Here is a 21,078-nt window from a genome sequence, read left to right on the forward strand (position 1 = left end):
TTTGTCTGAAAAGATCACTTTTTATGCACATCATTATCTGGAACAGGATCAAATCCACCCTCGTGGAACGGATGGCATTTTGAAATTCTACGTACCGCAAGCCATGAACCCTTTAGTGCACCATGCTTTTCGACCGCCTCGATCCCATAGTGGGAACAAGTGGGATAAAAACGGCATGAAGGTGGTGTAAGTGGAGAAATCACTTTTTGATAAAGTTTAATGAAGCCAATTAAAATACTTTTCATTTAAAAAAACTCCTTATTAATGCCTCGATGTTTATTGTAGATGCTTCGGTGGTAAATTAACAGAGAGATGAATTATATTTAACAATAAGGGGAGAGTTTTTTATGTCGAAAGAACTTATTAATGAATTGAATATCCAAGTATCTACATGGTCGGTCATGTATGCGAAGCTCCATAACTATCACTGGTATGTAAAAGGACATCAATTTTTCACCTTGCATGTAAAATTCGAAGAACTCTACAATGAAGCAACATTGCATATGGACGAAATCGCAGAACGTATTTTGACGCTTGGTGGAGATCCCGTAGCTACGTTAAAAGAGCATCTGGAACAGTCGGTTGTAAAAGAAGCGACTGGTGAAGAGAAGACTGATGAAATGGTGCAAACCATTGCAAGTGATTTCGGTGGAATTATGAAATCATTGAAAAAAGGCATGGAGTTTGCCGCGAAAGATGGCGATGGTATGACCGAGGACTTGTTGAATGCAACCCATCAGAGTATCGAAAAACATCAATGGATGCTGAATGCATTCCTTGGTGAAGACAATAAATAAGCGCATTTCATTGAAAATCGCAGGTAAATGCCGATAAAAGGCTTGTGAAAGGAGTGATGGACAATGGATATGAATTCCATCATGGCAAGTCAATTGAGAAGTTTACAATCGACTGTTAAGATGAGCGTGTTAAATAATGCACTTTCAATGAACACGGCAGCGGCAACAGAAATGTTAAATAGCTTACAAAATCAGCCTGTTGCGACCCATCCTCACAAGGGAGCATCGGTTGACGTACAAGCGTAAATTGCTAAAAAGCATGCATCTCCAGTAAAAGGAGATGCATGCTTTTTTCATACTAAGCCATGCTAAAAAGAAAAAAGGATGGTGTAGCATGGAGAAATACAAAATGTATGTTTCTGTCGTAAATCAGCAAGTATACAATTACCCGGATGATTCGCCGTGGGAATTTGAAGTCAATGTTGAAAGTGAGTATGTTCCAATTTTTCAACGTTTATTTAAACAGATAGATGAACTCGAATTCCGAAATTTCCTGAGGTCGCACTTACCGTTTATGCCTTATCATTTTGGTCGAAATAATTACAACGTCGATCAACGTACGATGAAGATCTATGCGCTTATTCATGAATTTACAGATGACAAGTCGAAGCGGTTTATCGAAAAGCTTCCGTATTTTCGTTGAAAGGGTTGCTGTCCTTCGCTACACTGGTTGAAAGGACGTGAATGCAATGCTTATTTTCGATGATGTAAATGGTGGTCGTGTTGAGCTGACTTTCGGAGAAAATCAATTTGGAATGCCAGCTCGGCATGTCCTTGTTATTCTTAAACATAATGGTAAATGGCTACTTACTCGACATTCAGTTCGAGGCGTTGAATTTCCAGGCGGTAAAGCAGAGAATGGAGAAACAATCGAGGTAGCGATTATTCGCGAAACGATAGAAGAAACAGGTGTGACGATTACAGATCTGGTGAAATTTGCAGAGTATGTCGTTCGAAGCACTAGTACATTTTGTAAAGCTGTTTTCACAGGGAAAGTTGCGAAAATCGATGAAAATCCAACCCTTCATGAAACGGAAGGAGCTATGTGGATGACTAATGAAGAACTTAATCAGTGTGAAGAATTGAGTTTCCTTATGAAAGATACAGGAATGGAAACATTAAGAAAGTGGGTGGAGGAACATGAGTCATGATGGTGCAATTATTCATCGGAGGCCTTATCCTTCTCCAAACCCGCATGTTTCACTTGAAGAAATTACATATTTGTCAGATGGGTTAAAAGTAAAAGGACTCATGGCAGAACCAATTACAGAAGGGAACTATGAGGGCATCATCTACTTGAGAGGTGGCATGCAGCATATCGGTATGGTTCGCCCTGCTCGAATTGCACAATTCGCTTCGCAAGGGTTTGTTGTCTTCGCTCCTTATTATCGTGGGAATCGTGGAGGCGAGGGACGGGATGAGTTTGCTGGTGCCGATCGCCAGGATGCGGTGAATGCTGTTGATGTATTGAAGCAAAATCCGAAGACAAATGTGGAGAAAATTCACTTGTTTGCGTTTTCACGTGGCGGTATAATGGCTCTTTGGACGGCGATTTTACGTGAAGATATTACATCGGTGGTTACATGGTCCGGTGTATCCGATATCGTATTTACATACAAAGAACGAAAAGATATGCGGCGGATGATGAAGAGAGTTATCGGCGGCACACCGAATAATATGCCAGATGAATATAGAAACCGCACGGCGTTGTTTCGTGTAGATGAAATCGATGCACCCGTACTCATCATTCATGGCATGATCGACGAGAACGTGTCATTTCAACAGGCGGTATTGCTGGAAAACGCGCTGCGTGAACATAAGAAAGTGTACGAGACATGGTATTTCCCAGCGTATACGCACTTCATACCCCCCGTCATGAATGCACAGCTTGTGCGCGATTTATGTAGTTGGATGAGGAGACAGGGGAAATGAGTGATTTTTGAATAATAGTGAAGTTGCAATTAGCAGTACGGATTTGCAGTTAAAATTCCAAATTTGAAAGTAGAAGAGAAAAGTTGCAGTTAAAACTCCGGTGTTACAATTACAAATCCAAGATACAAAAAAACAGTGTAGCACATTTAATGTGCTACACTGTTTGAATTATTTATTATGCAATCGGTCCGCCCTTAAGCGTAATCTCTTCAGAGACCATACCGAATTTCTTAAAGTTTGTACGGAACATGTTTGCCAATTCATTTGCTTTTACATCGTAAGCTTTGCCGTCTGCCCATGCATTACGCGGGTTCAACACTTCTGTTGGCACACCTTTAATGAATGTTGGCATTTCAAGGCCGAATACGCCGTTAGTTTCTGTTTCAACGTTGTTCAGCTCCCCAGCAAGAGCTGCCTGTACCATAGTGCGCGTGTATTTAAGGTCCATACGTTTACCGACGCCGTAGACGCCGCCAGTCCAGCCTGTGTTAACAAGGAAAACTTGTGCATCATGTTCATCAATTTTCTTCCCAAGCATTTCAGCATATACTGTCGCTGGAAGTGGAAGGAAAGGTGATCCAAAGCATGTTGAGAACGTTGCTTCAGGTGATGTGATGCCACGCTCAGTTCCGGCAAGTTTCGAAGTGAACCCGCTTAGGAAGTGATACATTGCTTGCTCTTTTGTTAACTTCGAGATTGGAGGTAGCACGCCGAACGCATCTGCCGTTAAGAATACAATCGTTTTCGGATGACCAGCAACAGAAGGGTCAACGATGTTATCAATTGCTTGGATAGGATAAGCTGCACGTGTGTTTTCAGTCAATGAACCATCATCGTAATCTGGAATTCGTGTTTCCGGGTCTACGACAACGTTTTCTAAAACGGAACCAAAACGAATTGCTCCGAAAATTTCAGGTTCTTTTTCTTGTGATAAATTAATACATTTTGCGTAGCAACCGCCTTCGATATTGAAAACGCCAGAGTCAGACCAGCCGTGCTCGTCATCGCCGATCAATTTGCGGTTTGCATCTGCAGAAAGTGTTGTTTTACCTGTTCCAGAAAGACCGAAGAATAGTGCAACATCTCCGTCTTCCCCAACGTTTGCTGAACAGTGCATTGGCATAATTCCATTTTCAGGAAGCAAATAGTTCATGATTGAGAAGATTGACTTTTTCATTTCGCCAGCGTATTCAGTTCCACCGATAAGAACAATACGTTTTTCCATTGATATGATAATGAATGTCTCTGAGTTCGTACCATCGACTGCAGGATCCGCTTTAAATGAAGGAGCTGAGACAATTGTGAATTGTGATTCATGTTTTACTAGCTCTTCTTCAGTTGGGCGGATGAACAAGTTGTGAACAAACAGGTTATGCCATGCAAATTCATTCACAACTTGGATAGATAGACGTGAAGCTGGATCTGCGCCAGCAAAACCTTTGAAGACGAACAGTTCGTCTTTTGCTGTCAAATGAATAATTACTTTATTATATAATGAATCGAAAATTTCAGAAGAGATTGGACGATTGACGTTGCCCCAATCGATTTTGTCTTTGGAGGACGCTTCCTCAACAATATATTTGTCCTTAGGTGAACGACCTGTATATTTTCCTGTCTGAGCTGTAACCGCTCCGTCTGATGTCAATTGAGCTTCACCACGTGAAATCGCTTTTTCAACAAGTTGTGGAACTGAAAGTTGAATGTTTACATTCTGACCAGAAAGAAGTTTGTTGAGGTCATCACTAATTTTCGCAGATATCATAAGTATGTACCGTCCTTTACATATAGTCCCAATCAATTGGGTGTCATCACATTATTGAATTAGTATAACACATTAAGAATAATAAACTATACTAATTCAAACCTCAAGTATTTATACGCAAAATGGGTAAAAAGAATTGACATGCAACAAGATTTTTCGTACCATATATAGTTGAACGGATACTCTTATCCCGAGCTGGTGGAGGGGTCAGGCCCTATGAAACCCGGCAACCTGCAAGGACATTTTGTCTGCGCGAAGGTGCCAAACCTGTAGCAAGGCACTGTCCTTGTATGATAAGAGTGAAAGGTGCTTATGAAATCATGCCTTTCCTCATGTATTATTACGTGAGCGAAGGGCTTTTTATATGATATCGCCCTTAATCCTCGTGTATAGAGCTCGCAATGGCTTGTAGTCTCTTCCTATAGAAAAGACTCTACATGGGACATATGAGTACCGTATCAATCTCGTAGGATATAAGGAGGAAATAAAATGACAAACCGCCGACTATTTACTTCAGAATCGGTAACTGAAGGGCACCCGGACAAAATGTGTGACCAAATTTCGGATGCTATTCTAGATGCTATACTGGCAGAAGATCCGAACGCACGTGTTGCATGTGAAACGACAATTACAACAGGACTTGTCCTTGTTGCAGGGGAAATTTCGACGACAACATATGTCGATATTCCGAAAGTTGTGCGTGAAACTGTTAAAGAAATTGGTTATGTACGTGCGAAATACGGTTTTGATTGGGAAACATCTGCAGTTTTGACTGCAATAGATGAGCAATCAGCAGACATCGCTGCAGGCGTTGACCAGGCACTTGAAGCGCGTGAAGGTTCGATGACAGATGATGAACTTGAAGCAATTGGAGCTGGTGACCAAGGTTTGATGTTCGGTTACGCTTGTAATGAAACACCGGAACTGATGCCGTTACCAATTAGCTTAGCCCATAAATTATCATTCCGACTTGCACAAGTACGCAAAGATGAAACGCTTACGTATTTACGCCCTGATGGAAAAACACAAGTGACTGTTGAATATGATGAAAACAATAAACCTGTACGAATCGATACAATTGTTATTTCAGCGCAACATCATCCTGAAATAACACTTGAGCAAATACAGCGCGATATTAAAGAATTCGTCATTAACCCGGTTGTACCAACTGATTTAATTGATGAAGATACGAAGTACTTCATCAACCCGACTGGCCGTTTCGTAATAGGCGGACCTCAAGGAGATGCAGGTCTTACTGGCCGTAAAATCATCGTCGACACGTATGGTGGTTATGCGCGTCATGGCGGCGGTGCTTTTTCTGGGAAAGATGCGACGAAAGTGGACCGTTCAGCTTCATATGCGGCTCGTTATGTTGCGAAGAACATTGTCGCTGCAGGACTTGCAGACCGTTGTGAAGTCCAACTTGCTTATGCAATCGGTGTAGCTCAACCCGTATCGATTTCGATCGATACATTTGGGACAGGCACTGTAGCGGAAAGTAAACTTGTTGAGCTTACGCGTGGGCTGTTTGACCTTCGTCCAGCAGGCATCATCAAAATGCTCGATCTGCGCCGCCCGATTTACAAACAAACAGCAGCATACGGTCACTTTGGCCGTACAGACATTGATCTGCCGTGGGAACAAACGGATAAAGCTGCCGCATTGAAAGAGTTAGCAGGGAAATAATTTAGTATAAACGCCGGATGCCAGGGTCTCTCTGTCTTCCGGCGTTTTTTCTGTTTGAGGATGTTTGCTTTAGCGTAGTGTACACACTCTCATTACACGAGCAATAATCAACTGTTACAATTGTTATAAAGTAAACACGATTGAGGAGGAGAAAGTATGGGGTCCTTAAGTTTAATAGGCATGTTGCTACTGGTTGGGGTTGTTGTATTTTTCGTGCTAATAGGTTTAGTGATCTTTTTATACGTGAAAAAATAAGAGCTGCCTTTAAGGGCAGCTCTTTCATTAGTGTTGCAAACTCTTATAATACTGCCCTTTTTCGGCATACTCCTGAACAATCCGTTCCATATCCGCGCGATCGTCGTCATTTAGCTCACGAACAACTTTAGCTGGGGACCCGAGTGCTAGCATATTCGGAGGAATCTTTTTACCAGGCGGTACGAGACTGCCCGCGCCAATGAATGCCCCTTCGCCAATTTCAGCACCGTCCAAAATAATAGAGCCCATGCCGATAAGTGCCCCTTTTTTCACCGTGCAACTATGTAACGTTACTTGGTGTCCGATTGTCACCTCATCTTCAAGGATAAGCGGGAACTGTGGGCTCTGATGAAGGCAACACAAGTCTTGAATGTTTACTTTACGCCCGATGATTGTCGCTGATACGTCTCCGCGAATTACTGTATTGAACCAAATTGTCGATTCGGGACCGATTGTCACATCTCCTGAAATCGTCGTGAAATCTCCAATGAAAACGGACGGATCAATTACAGGTGTTTTTCCTTTATAAGGATAAATCATGATGCTCTCCTCTTTTCTTTAGGTAGTGTATAATTATCGTAACAAAGATTAGGTTTTTATTATAGATAAATAGGGGAATGTATAGATAAAAGAACCAGATAGATAAGGGGAAGATGACCATGTGGAAATGGGAAGCGGAAGGGCCACCAAAAGCTGTCGTGGCCATCGTCCATAATGTGTACGAACATCATAGTAGAAATGCATGGCTTATTCAGAAACTCCGTAACAGCGGTTTTCACGTTGTGACTGGTGATTTACCAGGACATGGGGCGGAAGGCGTCGGGAAAATCCACGATGCACAATTTGACGCATACGCTAAATTTGTGGAGAAATTAATAGCGGTCGGTCTCGATGATAATTTACCATTGTTTATTATTGGACATGGGATAGGTGCTACCTTCGTGATGCGTCTTTTACAGCGAAAGAAAATTGAATGCGCCGGGGCTATTTTCAGCTCCCCATGGTTAGCGCTACGCCATCAACCGCCTAAATTTTCGAACGTATTGACCAAATTCTCGTCATCAATGAAATTGAATCATGAAATTGCCATTGAGATGTTAACACGCAATAGTGATTTATATGAAGAAGCTAAGCAAGACGACTTTTATAACGATGAAAGCACCGTATCCTGGTATAGAGAGTTACAGTCATTCATGAAATTGGTTACTCAGAATGAAAGAAGTATTCACAATATACCGGTGCTTATGCATATTGCAGAAGATGATAAAATCACAGATATAGTGCTTGCTAAGAAATGGTTTATCCGACAGGAGCTTTCTGAGTTTCAATATAAACAATGGAAACGACTGTACCATGACATTTATCAGGAACCTGAGCGCGAGGAAGTTTACTTGTATACGGAATCATTTATGAATAACGTACTAAGATCGCTCGGATATGTCGTATGAGATGCTTGAAAGTGGTTAATGAATCTCGTCTATTGATTAACCATTTTCTTGCATAAAGTACCGGTAAGGTAGGCGCAAAAGTCTTCATTCCAAACAACTGTACACGGGATCCTAGTGTTTGATTAAGTTGTTTTCTGGTTACTTTTGGTTCATCAACGCGTGTTACTAAATAAACATAAAGTGAGAGGTGTTTACGATTACGACAATTGGATTTGTAAGACACGGCGTTACCACGTGGAATAAAGAGGGAAGAGCGCAAGGAAATACAGATATCCCATTAAATGAAGAAGGAATTGAAATGGCACACCGTGTAGCTCAAAGGCTTTCCGGCGAGCAATGGGATGTCATTTACACAAGTCCATTAGTTCGTGCCGCAAAAACAGCTGAAATCATCGCGGACAGTATGCCTGATATCCGTCTTTTATCGGACAATCGCCTGCGGGAATCAGGGGGCGGCTTGGTTGAGGGATTGACGCTATCGGAGCGTGTACAAAAATGGGGGCATTCGTGGAGGAAGCTTGAACTCGGTTTCGAACCGCATGAGGAAATTATTTCACGTGGACTTGAATTCATAGAGGAAATGATAGAATTGCATCCAAATAAACGAATCTTAGTGGTCAGTCATGGTGGTTTTATTGGTCGATTGATAAAAGAGCTTGTTCCTTACAAGGATTTAGCTGTAGACCTGGAAAATACATCACTCACAATTATTAAATTGCAGGATGAAAGAAACCTATGCGAGCTGTTTAATTGTACGAAACATTTCCCAAACAGATGAAAACGCCAGAGAATGGCGTTTTTTTATTTTGCATATATTTGATAAGTTTAAATGTAATGAATAATTTAAAACATTCTTTCATTCTAGTGACTATTAGACTATAATTAAAAATGAAGACTGATAAGTCAGAGTTTCGTGATGGAGTATGTCGAACCGAAGTAGAAGGGGGTAAGTGTAATGAAGTCGATTAAAGCAAAAATCATTGTGAGTGTAATAGCATTATTTATCATTATCCTTACAGTAGTGAACTTGTTTGTTAATCTTCAAATGCAAAAGCAAACGGAAAATGTCCTCATAAATCAAAGTGAAGTTGCTGTACAGGAAATGAGTCGATCGATTGAAAACAATATGCTGCAATATGAAAAAACGTTATATTTGCTTACCGAAAATCCGGCAGTCACATCTTTTATAGAGACGCAGTATGGCAACGGGAATGATGTCGAATTAGGCCGGGGCATTGAAAAGGCTTTTGCTGATTATATGGGACAATTGACGGATACGGATTTAATGTATTTTGGATTCGAAAACAAATATACTAAATTTGTTCCGCATCTCGTTATTGATGGGTTTGATCCGACTAGCCGCGTATGGTATACGGCAGCAAGTGACCAACCGGACAAAGTCGTTTGGTCGGATCCATATGTAGATGCAGCGTCAGGCGGATATGTTATTACAGCATCTAAAGCGATGAAACGAAACAATTCACTTGTTGGTGTTATTGGGGTAGATATTAGTTTAGGGAATATTACAGACAGTGTATCCAAAAGTGATTTCGGATTTGAAGGTTATCCATTCTTATTTGACAGTAGTGATGGGGCTATCGTTCATCCTCATTTATTAACAGACAAAGAAGAATTAGCGGATTTGTCTTATTTAACGGCATTATTTAATGATGAAAAAACGAAGGGAATCGGAGAATACAATGAAGATAAGAATAAAATGGTCGGCGTATTTACGGAAGTCCCGCATTTCGGTTGGACAGTTGGTGCCGCGTTCAATCAAGATGCAATTGATGGTTCAGTTAGTCAAACTAGGAACTTAATCATCATAACTTTCATACTGGCAGGAATAGTGATGATTGTTATTCTGTGGTTCTTGATTGCAAGAATCGTTAGTCCCCTGAGTGAGATTCGTGTAGCGATGGATAAGGTGGCAGAAGGAAACCTTAATGCATATGCGGATGTAAAATCGAAGGACGAATTTGGTCAACTTGCCAACAATTTTAATGCGATGACTTCAAAAGTTCGTGACGTTATCACACTGGTTAACGGTTCTATCGATGAAGTTCGTCTTGCGGCAGAAAGCTTGAGTGCATCCGCGGAGGAGACGAATGCCGTTAGTGAGCAGATGGCGGGCGCCATCGATGACATCGCATCAGGTGCAACGAAATCCGCACATGATACAGAAGATGTGACGCAAACAGTTGATTATTTAAGCGAACAACTTACAGGGATTCAAGAAAAAGCGAGCATTATGACAGGCATTGCGATAGAGGCTGAAGAGGTCAATAAAAGTGGTCTCAACCAGGTCAATCAGCTTCAATCATCGTTCGATGGCTGGAAGACAAACCTGCAATCGATGGCGGATGTCGTTGGAGATCTGGAGGCCAAAGTTGGGGCAATCGGAATTGTCATGGAAACGATAACTCAAATTTCCACGCAGACGAACTTGTTGGCGCTCAATGCGAGCATTGAGGCTGCACGTGCTGGCGAACACGGTAAAGGCTTTGCTGTTGTTGCTGACGAAGTGAGGAAACTGGCTGAACAATCGGCACAAGCTACAGAGAAAGTAAAAGCAACCGTTCAAGAACTTCAAAATGGCTCTCGTCAAGTTTCCGTGCAAATGAGAGAAACCGGGGAAACGTTCGAGCAACAAGGTAAAGTAGTTCAAGCTACACAAATTACGTTCGGAGATATTTCAGGACTCATGAATAAGCTGGAACAATCAATTAGTAGTGTCTATGAGGAAGTAAATAAAGTTGTCGAACATAAAGAAGCGGTCATGCAGACAATTGAAACAATGGCGGCGACAGCAGAGGAAACAGCCGCAGCAAGCGAAGAAATTAGTGCATCAACAGACGAGCAGCTTCGTGCAATCCGTGAGGTAGCACAAGCTGCGGATACATTGGCAGGGTTAAGTGACAATCTGCACACTGCAATGAACCATTTTAAATTTTAATAAAAACCGCCTTCCATTTAAAACGGAGGGCGGTATTTTTTATAGCGTAGAAAATTATAAAATCTCGTACTGTGGATAAGTTGTAACGTAGAGATTTTACGTCTAGACTTCACTGCCTAGCCCCTTGGCCCACACGACGTAAGTCATGCAGTTGGGAGGGATTGAATTTCATCCCTCCTTATTACGACAAGATGTCGAAATCCTAAACTGCCTTCCTCAGTCGCTTCGTTCCTGTAGGGATTGAGCTGGATCCCTCCTACTTATCGGGGCTGAACAGGCGCCTGCGCTTTTATTCCAGGGAATAGAATCTAGGCCACAGGTGATTCTTATGAAAAAATCTTTTAAATTGGGCAGGACTTCAGAAGAATGAATAGAATATAGTGCATAGTAATGTTATTAGGGAAATACTATGAAGTATACAGTGGACGGAGGCATCGTATGAAAGAAGGCGGTAAAAGTGAGCTCATTTCGTGGATACAATCAGTAGCAATTGCATTCGTCATTGCAATTGTCATACGTCAATTTTTATTTACACCGGTCGTCGTATCTGGTCAATCGATGCAACCAACCTTTGAAAATGATAATAAAATCGTTATCTCAAAATTGTATAAGATTGACCGTTTTGACATGATTGTTTTCCATGCTCCTGATTCAGAGGACAATTTTATTAAGCGGGTAATTGGCCTTCCAGGAGATGTCGTCGTCATGGACAACGACAAGCTTTATATAAATGGCATGGAATATGAAGAGGACTATGTGCAGAACAATAAAGCAGAAATTTTTGAAGGCCAGAAGTTAACACAAGACTTCAAAGTGGAAGTACCAGAGGGCTTTTTATATGTGCTCGGCGATAACCGAAGAAACAGTACAGATAGTAGGATCATCGGTTTCATCGACGAAAAGTCAGTCATTGGTTCAGTGAAGTTCAGGTTCTATCCATTTCATGAAATGGGAATACCAAAATGAAAAATCACTCCAAGTGTTCCACTCTTATTGGAATTGATGGTCTTGGCGGATCGGGAAAAACGATGTATGCCAATAAATTGCAGCAACAGCTAGAGGGCTCAGTGATTTTGCACCTAGATGATTTTGTACACAAAAAAGAAGTTCGTTATAACAAGAATTATGAAGAATGGTATTGCTATTATCATTTACAATGGCGGTATGATTATTTAATAAAAAAAATACTGCTACCATTGAAAAGTGGTTTGGATGTGAATGATACAATCGAAGCATATAACAGAGAAACTGACAGTTATATACTACGGAAAATTGAAATCCCAGTGGGGAAATCAGTAATTATTGAAGGGGTTTTTCTACAACGTCCCGAATTAAGACCGTATTTTGATACAGTCATCTATCTGGAGTTGGATAAAGAGACAAGGTTAAAACGTATCTCAGATAGGGACATCTATATGGGGAATACGGAAGAAATCGCTTTAAAGTATGAACAACGGTATTTTCCCGCGGAAGAAAAGTATCTAGAACAATGCAATCCATTAGCTTTGGCAGATGTAATTGAAAATGAAGTAAAAGAGAGGCTACTATGATATTTCCAATTTTAACTACGCCACGGCTTCGATTAACTGAAGTAGAACCTGACCATGCGCCTGCACTATTTACCATTTTTTCAAACCCTGAAGTGGTTAAGTATTATGGGATGGATCCAATGCACGAGTTGGCTCAAGCGGTAAAAATTATTGAGCATTTCAAAAGTAATTATGAAACAAAAAAAGGAATGCGTTGGGCGATTACGATAAAAGACGGGAACCAGTTTGTAGGCACAATTGGATTGAATAACTTGGCGCTGGGTATGAAAAAAGCCGAAGTCGGATTTGAAATACATCCAGACTTTTGGAGAAGTGGCATTACGTCTGAAGCATTACAAGCAGTTTTGGATTATTCATTTGATGAACTTGGATTACACCGTATGGGGGCAGTCACATTTCCTGCAAATAGTGCATCTATCGGACTGTTAGAGAAAAATGGATTTGTGGAAGAAGGCAAGTTGCGAAGTTATTTATTCCAAAACGGGCATTCCCACGATGCGTTGATATTTTCTATTTTGCACACCGAGTGGAATCTAAATGATTAAGAATATCACGAGTACTCCGCACAGACTATTGTGCGGAGGCTTTTTTTGTGAACGATGTTCGATTCCTCTACAAATAGGCGTTCGTATGGTAAATTAAGTACAGTGTAAGTAAAAGGAGTCACGGTAAAATGAATGATTTTTTTGAACGGAAAAAGAACGAACTGAATATAGATTTGAATGAAGTACAAAAGAAAGCAGTCCTTCAAACGGAGGGTCCGCTTCTTCTTTTAGCCTGCCCGGGATCTGGGAAAACAACGACAATGATTATGCGAATTGGCTATTTGATTGAAGAAAAGAATGTTAATCCAAAGCGTATTAAAGCAATTACATTTAGTCGGGCATCAGCGCGCGATATGACAGAGCGTTTCACAAGGTTTTTCCCACATAGTGCCCGCGTTGACTTTTCCACAATCCATAGTTTGGCATTTATGATTGCGCGTGGCTATTTAGAGAAAACTGGCACAACATATGAGCTAATTGAAGGAAGTAGGACAGGGCGACAGTCAATTAATAAGGCATTTTTATTGAAAGGAATTTATAAAGAGGTATTGAAAGAGGATTGCACCGATGACGAACTGTCGTCTCTTTCGACATTCATCAGTGGGATCAAAAACCGTATGATCCCACTTGGGAAATGGGAAGAGCTAGAAGGGCCTGTTGACAAGGCAGGACGCATTGCCAGGAAATACGAACAGTATAAGGCCCGTACAAGTGGTCACCTACTTCTGGATTTCGATGATATGCTGACGATTGCGGAACAGGCGCTACGGGAAGATGAACAGCTTAGTAAGCACTTTCGAAACCTCTACGACTATCTCCTGACCGACGAAAGCCAGGACACGTCCCTTGTTCAACATAAAATTGTAGAGCATCTTGTGGCACATCACGGCAATCTTTGTGTGGTGGCTGATGATGACCAGTCAATCTATACGTGGCGCGGGGCGGAGCCGGATTATCTTCTTGATTTCAAGAGTGTCTATCCAGATGCTCAAGTACTGATGATGGAACGCAATTACCGTTCGTCAAAAGAAATCGTAGAAATGGCTTCGAAGTTTATTAAACGGAACAACAAGCGCTATCCAAAAGACATGCATACAGAAAACGGCAAAGTCGAGCCGATTTATATTAAACAGCTTAATAGTCCGAAACAGCAATTGGAATACGTAACATATGAACTGTTGAATGAGAAGAATTTGAACGAGATTGCAATTTTGTTTAGGAATAATTCATCGTCAACAATGTTCGTGAGTGAACTGCACAGACGTGGGATTCCGTTTTATATGAAGGATGCAGATGACAAATTTTTCACGCATTGGATAGTTGAGGATATCTTGAACTTCATGCGTCTTAGTTTTAATATGGAACGGAAAGATATATTTGCGAAAATCATCATGAAAATGAATGCCTTTATTTCACGAAATATGCTCACGCAGTTTGAAAATACAGCAACAACGGGGAATGTATTCGATGCATTTATTCAAACTGTTGAAATGAAAGACAGTCAAGTTAAAAAGTTAGCTGACTATAAAAAGGGGTACGCTGTGATTCCTGAAATGCGCCCGGAACGAGTGATTCAGCTGATCCGAAATGATTTTGGTTATGAGGCGGCACTTAAAAGTAGGGCAGAAAAGTTTGGATTTCGTTTTGAGAGTCTCCTTAGCATTCTAGATACGCTTGAAGGAATTGCATCACAACTCCGTACGATGGTGGAATTTGCTACACGGTTGAAAGAACTTGAACAGGCGGTGCAAAATGCGAAATTCAATGCACCTGAAAATGCAGTGACGTTATCAACATTCCACAGTGCCAAAGGACTTGAGTTTCGGCGTGTGTTCATGATTGACTTGCTAAAAGGGGTTATTCCATCAGAGGAAGATGAAAGTGATGTAGCAATGTTGGAGGAAGCGCGAAGGCTCTTCTACGTCGGTATGACACGTGCGAAAAGTCGACTCGAATTACTATCATTTGGTCAGGACGAAGGGAAGCCAAAAGAAGATTCAAGGTTTCTGAATGAAGTACGAGGCCTTCTTTTGAAACCGGGTGAAGCGAAAAAAGAGCAGAAACCAGTGAAGATTACGAAAGCCACGATTGCACTCAATCCTAATGGTATCCAAGACAGTGACGAGCTCACAGTTGGCACTGCAGTCAAGCACCGTGTATTCGGAAATGGTGAAATCACCCAACGTGATGGTGATGAAATTCATATCCAATTTGGTAAAGTGGAAAAGCGACTGGATCTTGAAACAGTGCTTTCGCTAAGGCTACTTGAAAAGGTTACCCTTTGAAGAAGCTCTTGTGGATTGGTTTGGCCGGTGCAACAGGGGCAATCATGCGGGTGCTAATTGGACATGCAGTTCCGAACGTATCGGGATTTCCACTATCGACGCTTACCATCAATGTGATTGGAACGTTTTTATTATGTTTCATCATTGCCGGTGCTTTTCGAACACTATCTGCACATAAAGATGTGCAAGATATAGTGACAACGGGTTTTCTTGGTTCATTCACTACGTTTTCCGCATTGAGCGTGGAAACTGTTTTACTTGTAGAAAATAATCAGTTCATCCTCGCAGGATTATATGTCCTATGCAGTATCATAGGTGGAATTTTTGCCGGGTCACTCGGCTTTCAACTGGGCAGGAAGAAGGTCCGCATATGACCATGATCGACTTTTTGATGATAGGCATAGGTGGGTTTTTCGGGGCTATTATTCGATATTTCATCTCATTTTCCATGAATCGTCCAGGTAAATTCCCCCGAGGTACATTAGTCGTCAATCTAGCTGGAGCGCTACTGATAGGCTTCGTTTTTGGGATGGAAATACCACGGATGTGGACTTTATTAGTAGCTTCAGGTCTTGCAGGAGCCTTGACGACATTTTCTACGATGAATAAAGAGCTGATTGAACTTTGGAGAAATGATGGAAAAAAGCATGCTTCACTGTATTTCCTGTTAACATATGGTGGTGGGATTATTCTTGCAGCAATCGGTTATTATATAGCGGCAATTTAAATGTTGAGCGAAAAAAGGAATGAAAATATGGCGAAGAAAAAAAAGAATGAAATGTGGAAACCCCCAGCTGGCAAGGTAAGTATCGGCCTCGTCTTGCTCGCTGTAATTGTTTACAATGTGTTTTTCCCGGCACAAGAGTCAGAGCCGAGTCGTTCGGGTTTAATCCCGGTTGAGCTTGTGAAAACGATTGACGGCGATACGATAAAAATTATGTATGAAGGTAAAGAACAGAATGTCCGGTATTTATTAATTGATACACCAGAAACGAATCATCCACGTCTCGGAAAGCAACCATTTGGTGAGAAAGCAAAAGAGCGCAATCGCGAGTTGATGAACAGCGGTAAATTAGAAATCGAATTCGATGTCGGTGGGAAAACAGATAAATATGACAGATTGCTTGCTTATATTTATATTGATGGTGTGAGTGTTCAGGAAAAACTGTTGGAAGAAGGGCTTGCCCGCGTGGGTTACGTCTATCCTCCCAATACGCGACATCTAGACGCTTATAAGAAAGCAGAAGAGAAGGCTAAAAAAGCGGGAATAGGCATCTGGACGCTTGAAGATTATGCGACTGATCGCGGATTTGACAGCGAAACGTATGTAGAAAAGAAACCTGAAACACAACCGGTATCTGGTGCTAAGGAAGCGTTTAAAAACTGTACGGAACTGCGTCAGAAATATCCAAACGGCGTAAAAAAAGGGCATCCTGCTTACTCAGAAAAAATGGACGGCAATAAAGACGGTTTTGCGTGCGAGCGCTGAAGCCTGGAAGAAGAAGTGGAAAATACTTAGTTTTCTGTGTTTATTAAACTGCTTGACATGCCCGCTGAACGTGATAAGATTCAAATCAATAACTTTTGCGAAAAAGATAATCATTATAATTGAATATATTTGAGAGATGGTCCAGTAATCATATTGCGAGCAGCAGCAAGAGACTGAATGGTAGGTGTGAATTCAGGCAACAATATGTATGAAGTACGCCGTCCGATTTTCTCAACTACTAATGAAGTGGATGGCCAGGCCAGAACTGGTCCATCAATTAGGGTGGTAACGCGGAGAGCTTCTTCGTCCCTTTCCAAGGGATTGAAGGGGCTTTTTCTGTACCCATTTTTTCTAGGTCTAGTTCCAGGCTTGCTGATAAAGGCAAATAACGCCTTTGTCAGCAAGCCTTCGACGTACAGGACGTACTAGTGCGACGTTGCCACAGGATGTGTCAATCTTAGTCTACCAGCGCTTGTCGCGACTAAGCAGGTGCATTCAGCATTCTATATCCATCGAGGAGGAAGTCATCATGTTTCGAATTAAGGAAGTTGTATCGCCTACTTTTATAGAGGCGGCCGCGCTAGTAGTGGCAATAGTAACCATAATAAACGTTAGTATTCTTCAATTTGGATCGGTGCCGCATTTGCCTATTTTGTTCTCTATCTTGTTATTAATTTGTTATGGTCTTATCAAAAAAGTTCCGTACCGCAAGCTAGAAGGTGGCTTGGTAGATGGAGCGGGAGCAGGTATGAGTGCCGTTTTCCTATTTTTCTTCATCGGTATTTTAGTGAGTAGTTGGATCATGAGTGGGACGATTCCTACGTTGATCTATGCTGGGTTTAATTTGATTACACCGTCCTTTTTCTTTGCCATTGTTTTTGTGGTTACGGCAATTGTTGGAATTTCAATCGGTAGTTCGTTAACTACGGTAGCAACGGTGGGTGTCGCATTTATAGGGATGGCGACTATGCTCGATTTATCACTGGCTATAGCTGCTGGAGCAATTGTTTCCGGAGCCTTTTTTGGAGATAAAATGTCGCCACTGTCAGATACGACGAATTTGGCATCTTCCATCGTCGGAGTCGATTTGTTTGAACATATTCGAAATATGGCTTGGACGACTATCCCCGCATTTGTGTTATCACTGATTATCTTCGGCTTACTGTCACCAAGTGGTACGCTAACTGATGTTGATAAAATTGCCTATTTCCAAGATGGATTATTGGATACAGGGATGATCCACTGGTATACAGTCATTCCGCTAGTTATCCTGTTTGCCTTGACGATACTGAAAGTGCCTGCGCTTATGGCATTGGCGATAAGCTCTGCAAGTGCAATTGCGGTTTCCTATTTCCATCAGAGTTTCAGCGCTGTAGAAGTGTTTGAGATTTTGTTTAACGGCTTTGTTTCAACGACAGGGATTGCGGATATTGATGCGCTGCTAACGCGTGGCGGAATGCAAAGCATGATGTTTACAATTGGATTGGTATTGTTGGCACTTAGTATGGGTGGGTTATTATTTACACTTGGAATTGTGCAATGTTTATTGGCGAAAATTGAAAGTGTGTTGAAAAAAGTATCCTCGGTCATTTTTGCATCAGCATTAACCGCAATCAGTATAAATGTGCTGATTGGCGAACAATATTTATCGATTTTATTGACAGGGCAAGCTTTTCAATCGCAATATGAAAAGGTAGGTCTTGCGGGCAAGAACTTAAGTCGGGTGATGGAGGATGCAGGAACGGTCGTGAATCCATTGGTACCATGGAGCGTTTGCGGTATTTTTATATCGGGTATGTTAGGTGTCGCAACTCTCGATTACTTGCCATTCGCATTCTTTTGTCTGTTGTCACCAATTTTAACGGTATTGTTAGGGTTTACTGGCAAAACATTAACGTATCTGACTGACGACAAGGTTAAAATATAAAATGCGGAGGAGCACGCCTGTGAGGGAGTGCTCCTTCGTGTTTGGAAATAAAATTGAAGGAACTTTTGTTGTGGGAGTAGTCGGAATTCTATTATTTGTAGATTATGGAACCGTTTTACCTTTACCAACGTATAAGTAGTAGGGTTGTTCCATTTTGTGACGAATATAGGAGGTTATTATGTATTTTAGGGTATATAGGTATAGGCTTACTAAAAAATATATGGAGTTTATAAAGAGGTTTTCACAAGATGATGAAGGTATTTCAGAGGCTGATAAAGCGTATTTAGACAGAATTCCAAAACAAAACGGCTTCGGACTAGTCGCTATGTTTATGGGCGGGGTTTCATTTGTATTTGGGCCTGTTTACGGTTTTCTACCTGTCATTTCACTCGCTTTTTGCATATTGACTTATAAGACTTTTGATAAGAAGAAAGAAGACAATCCCTGGCCATTTTATATTGGATTTATCTTGTCTTTAATCGGATTCCTAATGTTTCTTGGACAAGTGACTCATCAGCTAATAGTTTAATAGTGGCATAAATAGACACTGATGAATATGTGTAAAAGACTTTTGAATATGGGGTGCATGTATATCCATGAAAATCGGTCGATTCGTATTCTTTATAACTTTACTTCTATTGGTAGTATCAGGCTGTCAAGAAGCTTATAAAGGAAATCCCACGCCGAAAGATTTCCTTGGAAGTAGTGATGCGGATATCTTTTTCTTAGATAGTATCGTTTACTCGAATGCCCAAGATCTGGAATGGCTAAAAGAATTACCTTATATAGTGGGTGAGCAAGTGGGAGAAATAACAAAAAAGACGGACAAAGCATGGAAGTTTAAAAGTGGTACATCTAACAAATTACCTGTTGGAACAAAGATATATAAAACGGATACACTCGCATATATTGTAGTAGTAGACGGTAAGGAGATACCCTATATAGGGATGTATGAAGGGTAGTTTGGGGGATTCTCTTGTAGTTAATCGACATTTGGGAGTGAAGGCAGAAATGAAAAAAGTAAATGTTGTCTATGCACTTATTTATAACGAAGACGAGCAAAAAGTACTGATGGTTAATAACAATGGTAGCGGTTGGTCTCTTCCCGGAGGTGATGTTGAAGACGGAGAAACGTTAGAGTTGGCAATTATTCGTGAAGCCCAGGAAGAAACAGGTTTGACGATCGAAGTTGAACGTATCGTGGCGGTAAATGAAGCATTTTTTAATGCAAAAGGGCATCATGCAATATTTCTAACATTTAAAGCAATAATCGTATCCGGAGAATGCTCGATTCAAGACGAAGAAGAAATCTTAGAAATAAAGTGGGTAGATTTGCCGACAGCGAATGGGTTAATGCCATATCATCCTGGCGGAGTAGAAAGATTACTTAAATCATCTTCCCCTTATACAATTCAAGTGTGAAATGAGGAGGGCAGTGGAAGGGAAATAGAGTAGATAGAGGTATATTCAAGGATTTCAAAACGTATTAGTTAATGGAGAACCCGAAACGCGAATTTATTTAGTAGACAAAAAACTTAAAAGGGGATGTAATGCATGGGATTGTTATTATATTTAATTATTGGCGGAATCATCGGTTGGTTTGCGGGATTAGTCGCAGGTAAAGATATGCCGGGTGGAATCATAGGAAATGTGATTGCTGGTATCATTGGTGCATGGATTGGAAGTAGGTTGCTGGGGAATTGGGGGCCAAAATTAGCTGAGTTTTACATTGTACCTGCCATTATCGGAGCACTTATCATAGTAATTGTTGTGAGTTTTACTATGAAATCCATGCGTAGGAGATATTAATCCCTTCTAGATTGGAAATTATTGGAAAGTTAGAAAATTTAAAAACGCTATTAACAATGTAAATGTCATGCTAATCAGCATATGTTTCAACAGCTAATTGACAATATAAATGGCAAGTAAAAACGCTCAGAAAAAGTCTGAGCGTTTTTTGACGCATATTTACTATCATTATTTTACTAAAGCACTCCGTTAGCTTAAAGAACAAGTCGAGTAATTATGCTAACTTCTTTTTAAAAACTCTCCAGTTTTCGGGTTAAATATAAGTATATATTCAATATCGTTTGATTCTGTTACTCGATATGTATAAAACCATTTTGGTGTGAAGACATCAAATTCTTCCGTATAAATTGGGGTATTTTTTAACAACTCCAGCGTAACAACTTCAGATAATTCCTTTTGAATGTTTTTTTCTGACTCAGCAACCGTAAACCCAGGTAAAACAAGATACACGGCGATACTAATCAGAACTATTGATGCAATGTAAATATATAAACTCATTTTTTTTGCATTCCTTATTCCAATGGAGAGTGTAAAATATCTTGTGTAAATGAATAAATGCAAAAAGGAAGACCTTTTCTTGGTAGAATTAAGTCACCACAACCAATCCTAGAAAAGAGGCCTTCCCTATGACCCAGTT

General features: G+C 40.8%; 25 protein-coding genes and 1 riboswitch. Of the genes, 21 read left to right on the forward strand and 4 right to left on the reverse strand.

All coding sequences use genetic code 11. From position 1 onward, the window contains the following. Window positions 1-14 precede the first annotated feature (14 nt). Window positions 15-245: a membrane protein insertion efficiency factor YidD gene (yidD, locus tag I2484_RS16115; RefSeq protein WP_207152072.1), complete on the reverse strand. Its 231-nt coding sequence runs from the start codon at window positions 243-245 to the stop codon at window positions 15-17. Between the two features lie 102 nt (window positions 246-347). Between yidD and I2484_RS16120 the strand changes: the two genes are divergently transcribed. From I2484_RS16120 to I2484_RS16140, 5 genes are all read left to right on the forward strand, one after another. Beyond that, window positions 348-797, forward strand: coding sequence for a Dps family protein (locus I2484_RS16120; protein ID WP_207152073.1), 450 nt, complete (start codon window positions 348-350; stop codon window positions 795-797). 63 nt (window positions 798-860) lie between these two features. After that, window positions 861-1,043: a putative motility protein gene (locus tag I2484_RS16125; protein WP_207152074.1), complete on the forward strand. Its 183-nt coding sequence runs from the start codon at window positions 861-863 to the stop codon at window positions 1,041-1,043. An 88-nt stretch (window positions 1,044-1,131) separates the two neighbouring features. Next, on the forward strand, window positions 1,132-1,440 hold the full coding sequence (locus tag I2484_RS16130; protein WP_255485789.1) for a transposase: 309 nt from the start codon (window positions 1,132-1,134) through the stop codon (window positions 1,438-1,440). A gap of 46 nt (window positions 1,441-1,486) precedes the next feature. Continuing rightward, window positions 1,487-1,948 carry an NUDIX hydrolase gene (locus tag I2484_RS16135; protein WP_207152076.1) on the forward strand — a complete coding sequence of 154 codons (462 nt, stop codon included), beginning with the start codon at window positions 1,487-1,489 and terminating at the stop codon, window positions 1,946-1,948. Further along, window positions 1,938-2,729: an alpha/beta hydrolase family protein gene (locus I2484_RS16140; protein WP_207152077.1), complete on the forward strand. Its 792-nt coding sequence runs from the start codon at window positions 1,938-1,940 to the stop codon at window positions 2,727-2,729. Before I2484_RS16135 ends, I2484_RS16140 begins: the two co-directional genes overlap by 11 nt. A 175-nt stretch (window positions 2,730-2,904) precedes the next feature. On the opposite strand, the gene pckA is transcribed toward I2484_RS16140, so the two are convergent. Next, window positions 2,905-4,491, reverse strand: a complete 1,587-nt coding sequence (gene pckA, locus I2484_RS16145) for a phosphoenolpyruvate carboxykinase (ATP) (protein WP_207152078.1) — start codon at window positions 4,489-4,491, stop codon at window positions 2,905-2,907. A gap of 182 nt (window positions 4,492-4,673) precedes the next feature. Next, window positions 4,674-4,791, forward strand: a riboswitch (SAM riboswitch). A gap of 189 nt (window positions 4,792-4,980) precedes the next feature. Here pckA and metK point away from each other — a divergent pair. Next, on the forward strand, window positions 4,981-6,177 hold the full coding sequence (gene metK / locus I2484_RS16150; protein ID WP_207152079.1) for a methionine adenosyltransferase: 1,197 nt from the start codon (window positions 4,981-4,983) through the stop codon (window positions 6,175-6,177). A 282-nt stretch (window positions 6,178-6,459) separates the two neighbouring features. Here the strand turns inward: metK and I2484_RS16155 are convergent, their stop codons facing one another. Further along, entirely contained in the window at window positions 6,460-6,972 is a 513-nt protein-coding gene (locus I2484_RS16155; protein ID WP_207152080.1) for a gamma carbonic anhydrase, read from the reverse strand. A gap of 119 nt (window positions 6,973-7,091) precedes the next feature. Between I2484_RS16155 and I2484_RS16160 the strand changes: the two genes are divergently transcribed. From I2484_RS16160 to I2484_RS16230, 15 genes are all read left to right on the forward strand, one after another. After that, on the forward strand, window positions 7,092-7,880 hold the full coding sequence (locus tag I2484_RS16160; RefSeq protein ID WP_207152081.1) for an alpha/beta hydrolase: 789 nt from the start codon (window positions 7,092-7,094) through the stop codon (window positions 7,878-7,880). Window positions 7,881-8,067: 187 nt separating this feature from the next. Next, window positions 8,068-8,658: a histidine phosphatase family protein gene (locus I2484_RS16165; protein ID WP_346014210.1), complete on the forward strand. Its 591-nt coding sequence runs from the start codon at window positions 8,068-8,070 to the stop codon at window positions 8,656-8,658. A 177-nt stretch (window positions 8,659-8,835) separates the two neighbouring features. Further along, window positions 8,836-10,836 carry a methyl-accepting chemotaxis protein gene (locus I2484_RS16170; RefSeq protein ID WP_207152082.1) on the forward strand — a complete coding sequence of 667 codons (2,001 nt, stop codon included), beginning with the start codon at window positions 8,836-8,838 and terminating at the stop codon, window positions 10,834-10,836. Window positions 10,837-11,274: 438 nt separating this feature from the next. Next, window positions 11,275-11,802: a signal peptidase I gene (gene lepB, locus I2484_RS16175; RefSeq protein WP_207152083.1), complete on the forward strand. Its 528-nt coding sequence runs from the start codon at window positions 11,275-11,277 to the stop codon at window positions 11,800-11,802. Further along, window positions 11,799-12,386, forward strand: coding sequence for an AAA family ATPase (locus I2484_RS16180; protein WP_207152084.1), 588 nt, complete (start codon window positions 11,799-11,801; stop codon window positions 12,384-12,386). Before lepB ends, I2484_RS16180 begins: the two co-directional genes overlap by 4 nt. Next, window positions 12,383-12,931: a GNAT family N-acetyltransferase gene (locus tag I2484_RS16185; RefSeq protein WP_207152085.1), complete on the forward strand. Its 549-nt coding sequence runs from the start codon at window positions 12,383-12,385 to the stop codon at window positions 12,929-12,931. The genes I2484_RS16180 and I2484_RS16185 overlap by 4 nt, the downstream gene beginning before the upstream one ends. 128 nt (window positions 12,932-13,059) lie before the next feature. Next, the gene (locus I2484_RS16190; RefSeq protein ID WP_207152086.1) at window positions 13,060-15,216 is read left to right on the forward strand and encodes an ATP-dependent helicase; all 2,157 of its coding nucleotides are present in this window, start codon (window positions 13,060-13,062) and stop codon (window positions 15,214-15,216) included. Further along, on the forward strand, window positions 15,213-15,590 hold the full coding sequence (locus I2484_RS16195) for a fluoride efflux transporter FluC (protein ID WP_207152087.1): 378 nt from the start codon (window positions 15,213-15,215) through the stop codon (window positions 15,588-15,590). Before I2484_RS16190 ends, I2484_RS16195 begins: the two co-directional genes overlap by 4 nt. After that, complete coding sequence (crcB, locus tag I2484_RS16200; RefSeq protein WP_207152088.1) at window positions 15,587-15,943, forward strand: fluoride efflux transporter CrcB; 357 nt, start codon at window positions 15,587-15,589, stop codon at window positions 15,941-15,943. The genes I2484_RS16195 and crcB overlap by 4 nt, the downstream gene beginning before the upstream one ends. A 27-nt stretch (window positions 15,944-15,970) precedes the next feature. Further along, on the forward strand, window positions 15,971-16,705 hold the full coding sequence (locus I2484_RS16205; protein ID WP_207152089.1) for a thermonuclease family protein: 735 nt from the start codon (window positions 15,971-15,973) through the stop codon (window positions 16,703-16,705). A 529-nt stretch (window positions 16,706-17,234) separates the two neighbouring features. Further along, a complete protein-coding gene (nhaC, locus tag I2484_RS16210) occupies window positions 17,235-18,632 on the forward strand; it encodes a Na+/H+ antiporter NhaC (protein ID WP_207152090.1) in 1,398 nt (465 codons plus the stop codon). A 178-nt stretch (window positions 18,633-18,810) separates the two neighbouring features. Next, window positions 18,811-19,161, forward strand: coding sequence for a cell division protein FtsK (locus I2484_RS16215; protein ID WP_207152091.1), 351 nt, complete (start codon window positions 18,811-18,813; stop codon window positions 19,159-19,161). Between the two features lie 67 nt (window positions 19,162-19,228). Next, window positions 19,229-19,594, forward strand: a complete 366-nt coding sequence (locus I2484_RS16220; protein ID WP_207152092.1) for a hypothetical protein — start codon at window positions 19,229-19,231, stop codon at window positions 19,592-19,594. A 49-nt stretch (window positions 19,595-19,643) separates the two neighbouring features. Next, window positions 19,644-20,054 carry an NUDIX hydrolase gene (locus I2484_RS16225; protein ID WP_207152093.1) on the forward strand — a complete coding sequence of 137 codons (411 nt, stop codon included), beginning with the start codon at window positions 19,644-19,646 and terminating at the stop codon, window positions 20,052-20,054. Window positions 20,055-20,186: 132 nt separating this feature from the next. Further along, on the forward strand, window positions 20,187-20,441 hold the full coding sequence (locus I2484_RS16230; RefSeq protein WP_207152094.1) for a GlsB/YeaQ/YmgE family stress response membrane protein: 255 nt from the start codon (window positions 20,187-20,189) through the stop codon (window positions 20,439-20,441). A gap of 219 nt (window positions 20,442-20,660) precedes the next feature. On the opposite strand, the gene I2484_RS16235 is transcribed toward I2484_RS16230, so the two are convergent. Then, window positions 20,661-20,939 (reverse strand): hypothetical protein, encoded by a 279-nt coding sequence (locus I2484_RS16235; RefSeq protein WP_207152095.1) that lies wholly within the window; start codon window positions 20,937-20,939, stop codon window positions 20,661-20,663. Window positions 20,940-21,078 lie beyond the last annotated feature (139 nt).

The sequence above is a fragment of the Sporosarcina sp. E16_8 genome, assembly GCF_017347095.1.
In the GTDB taxonomy this organism is placed as follows: Bacteria; Bacillota; Bacilli; order Bacillales_A; family Planococcaceae; genus Sporosarcina.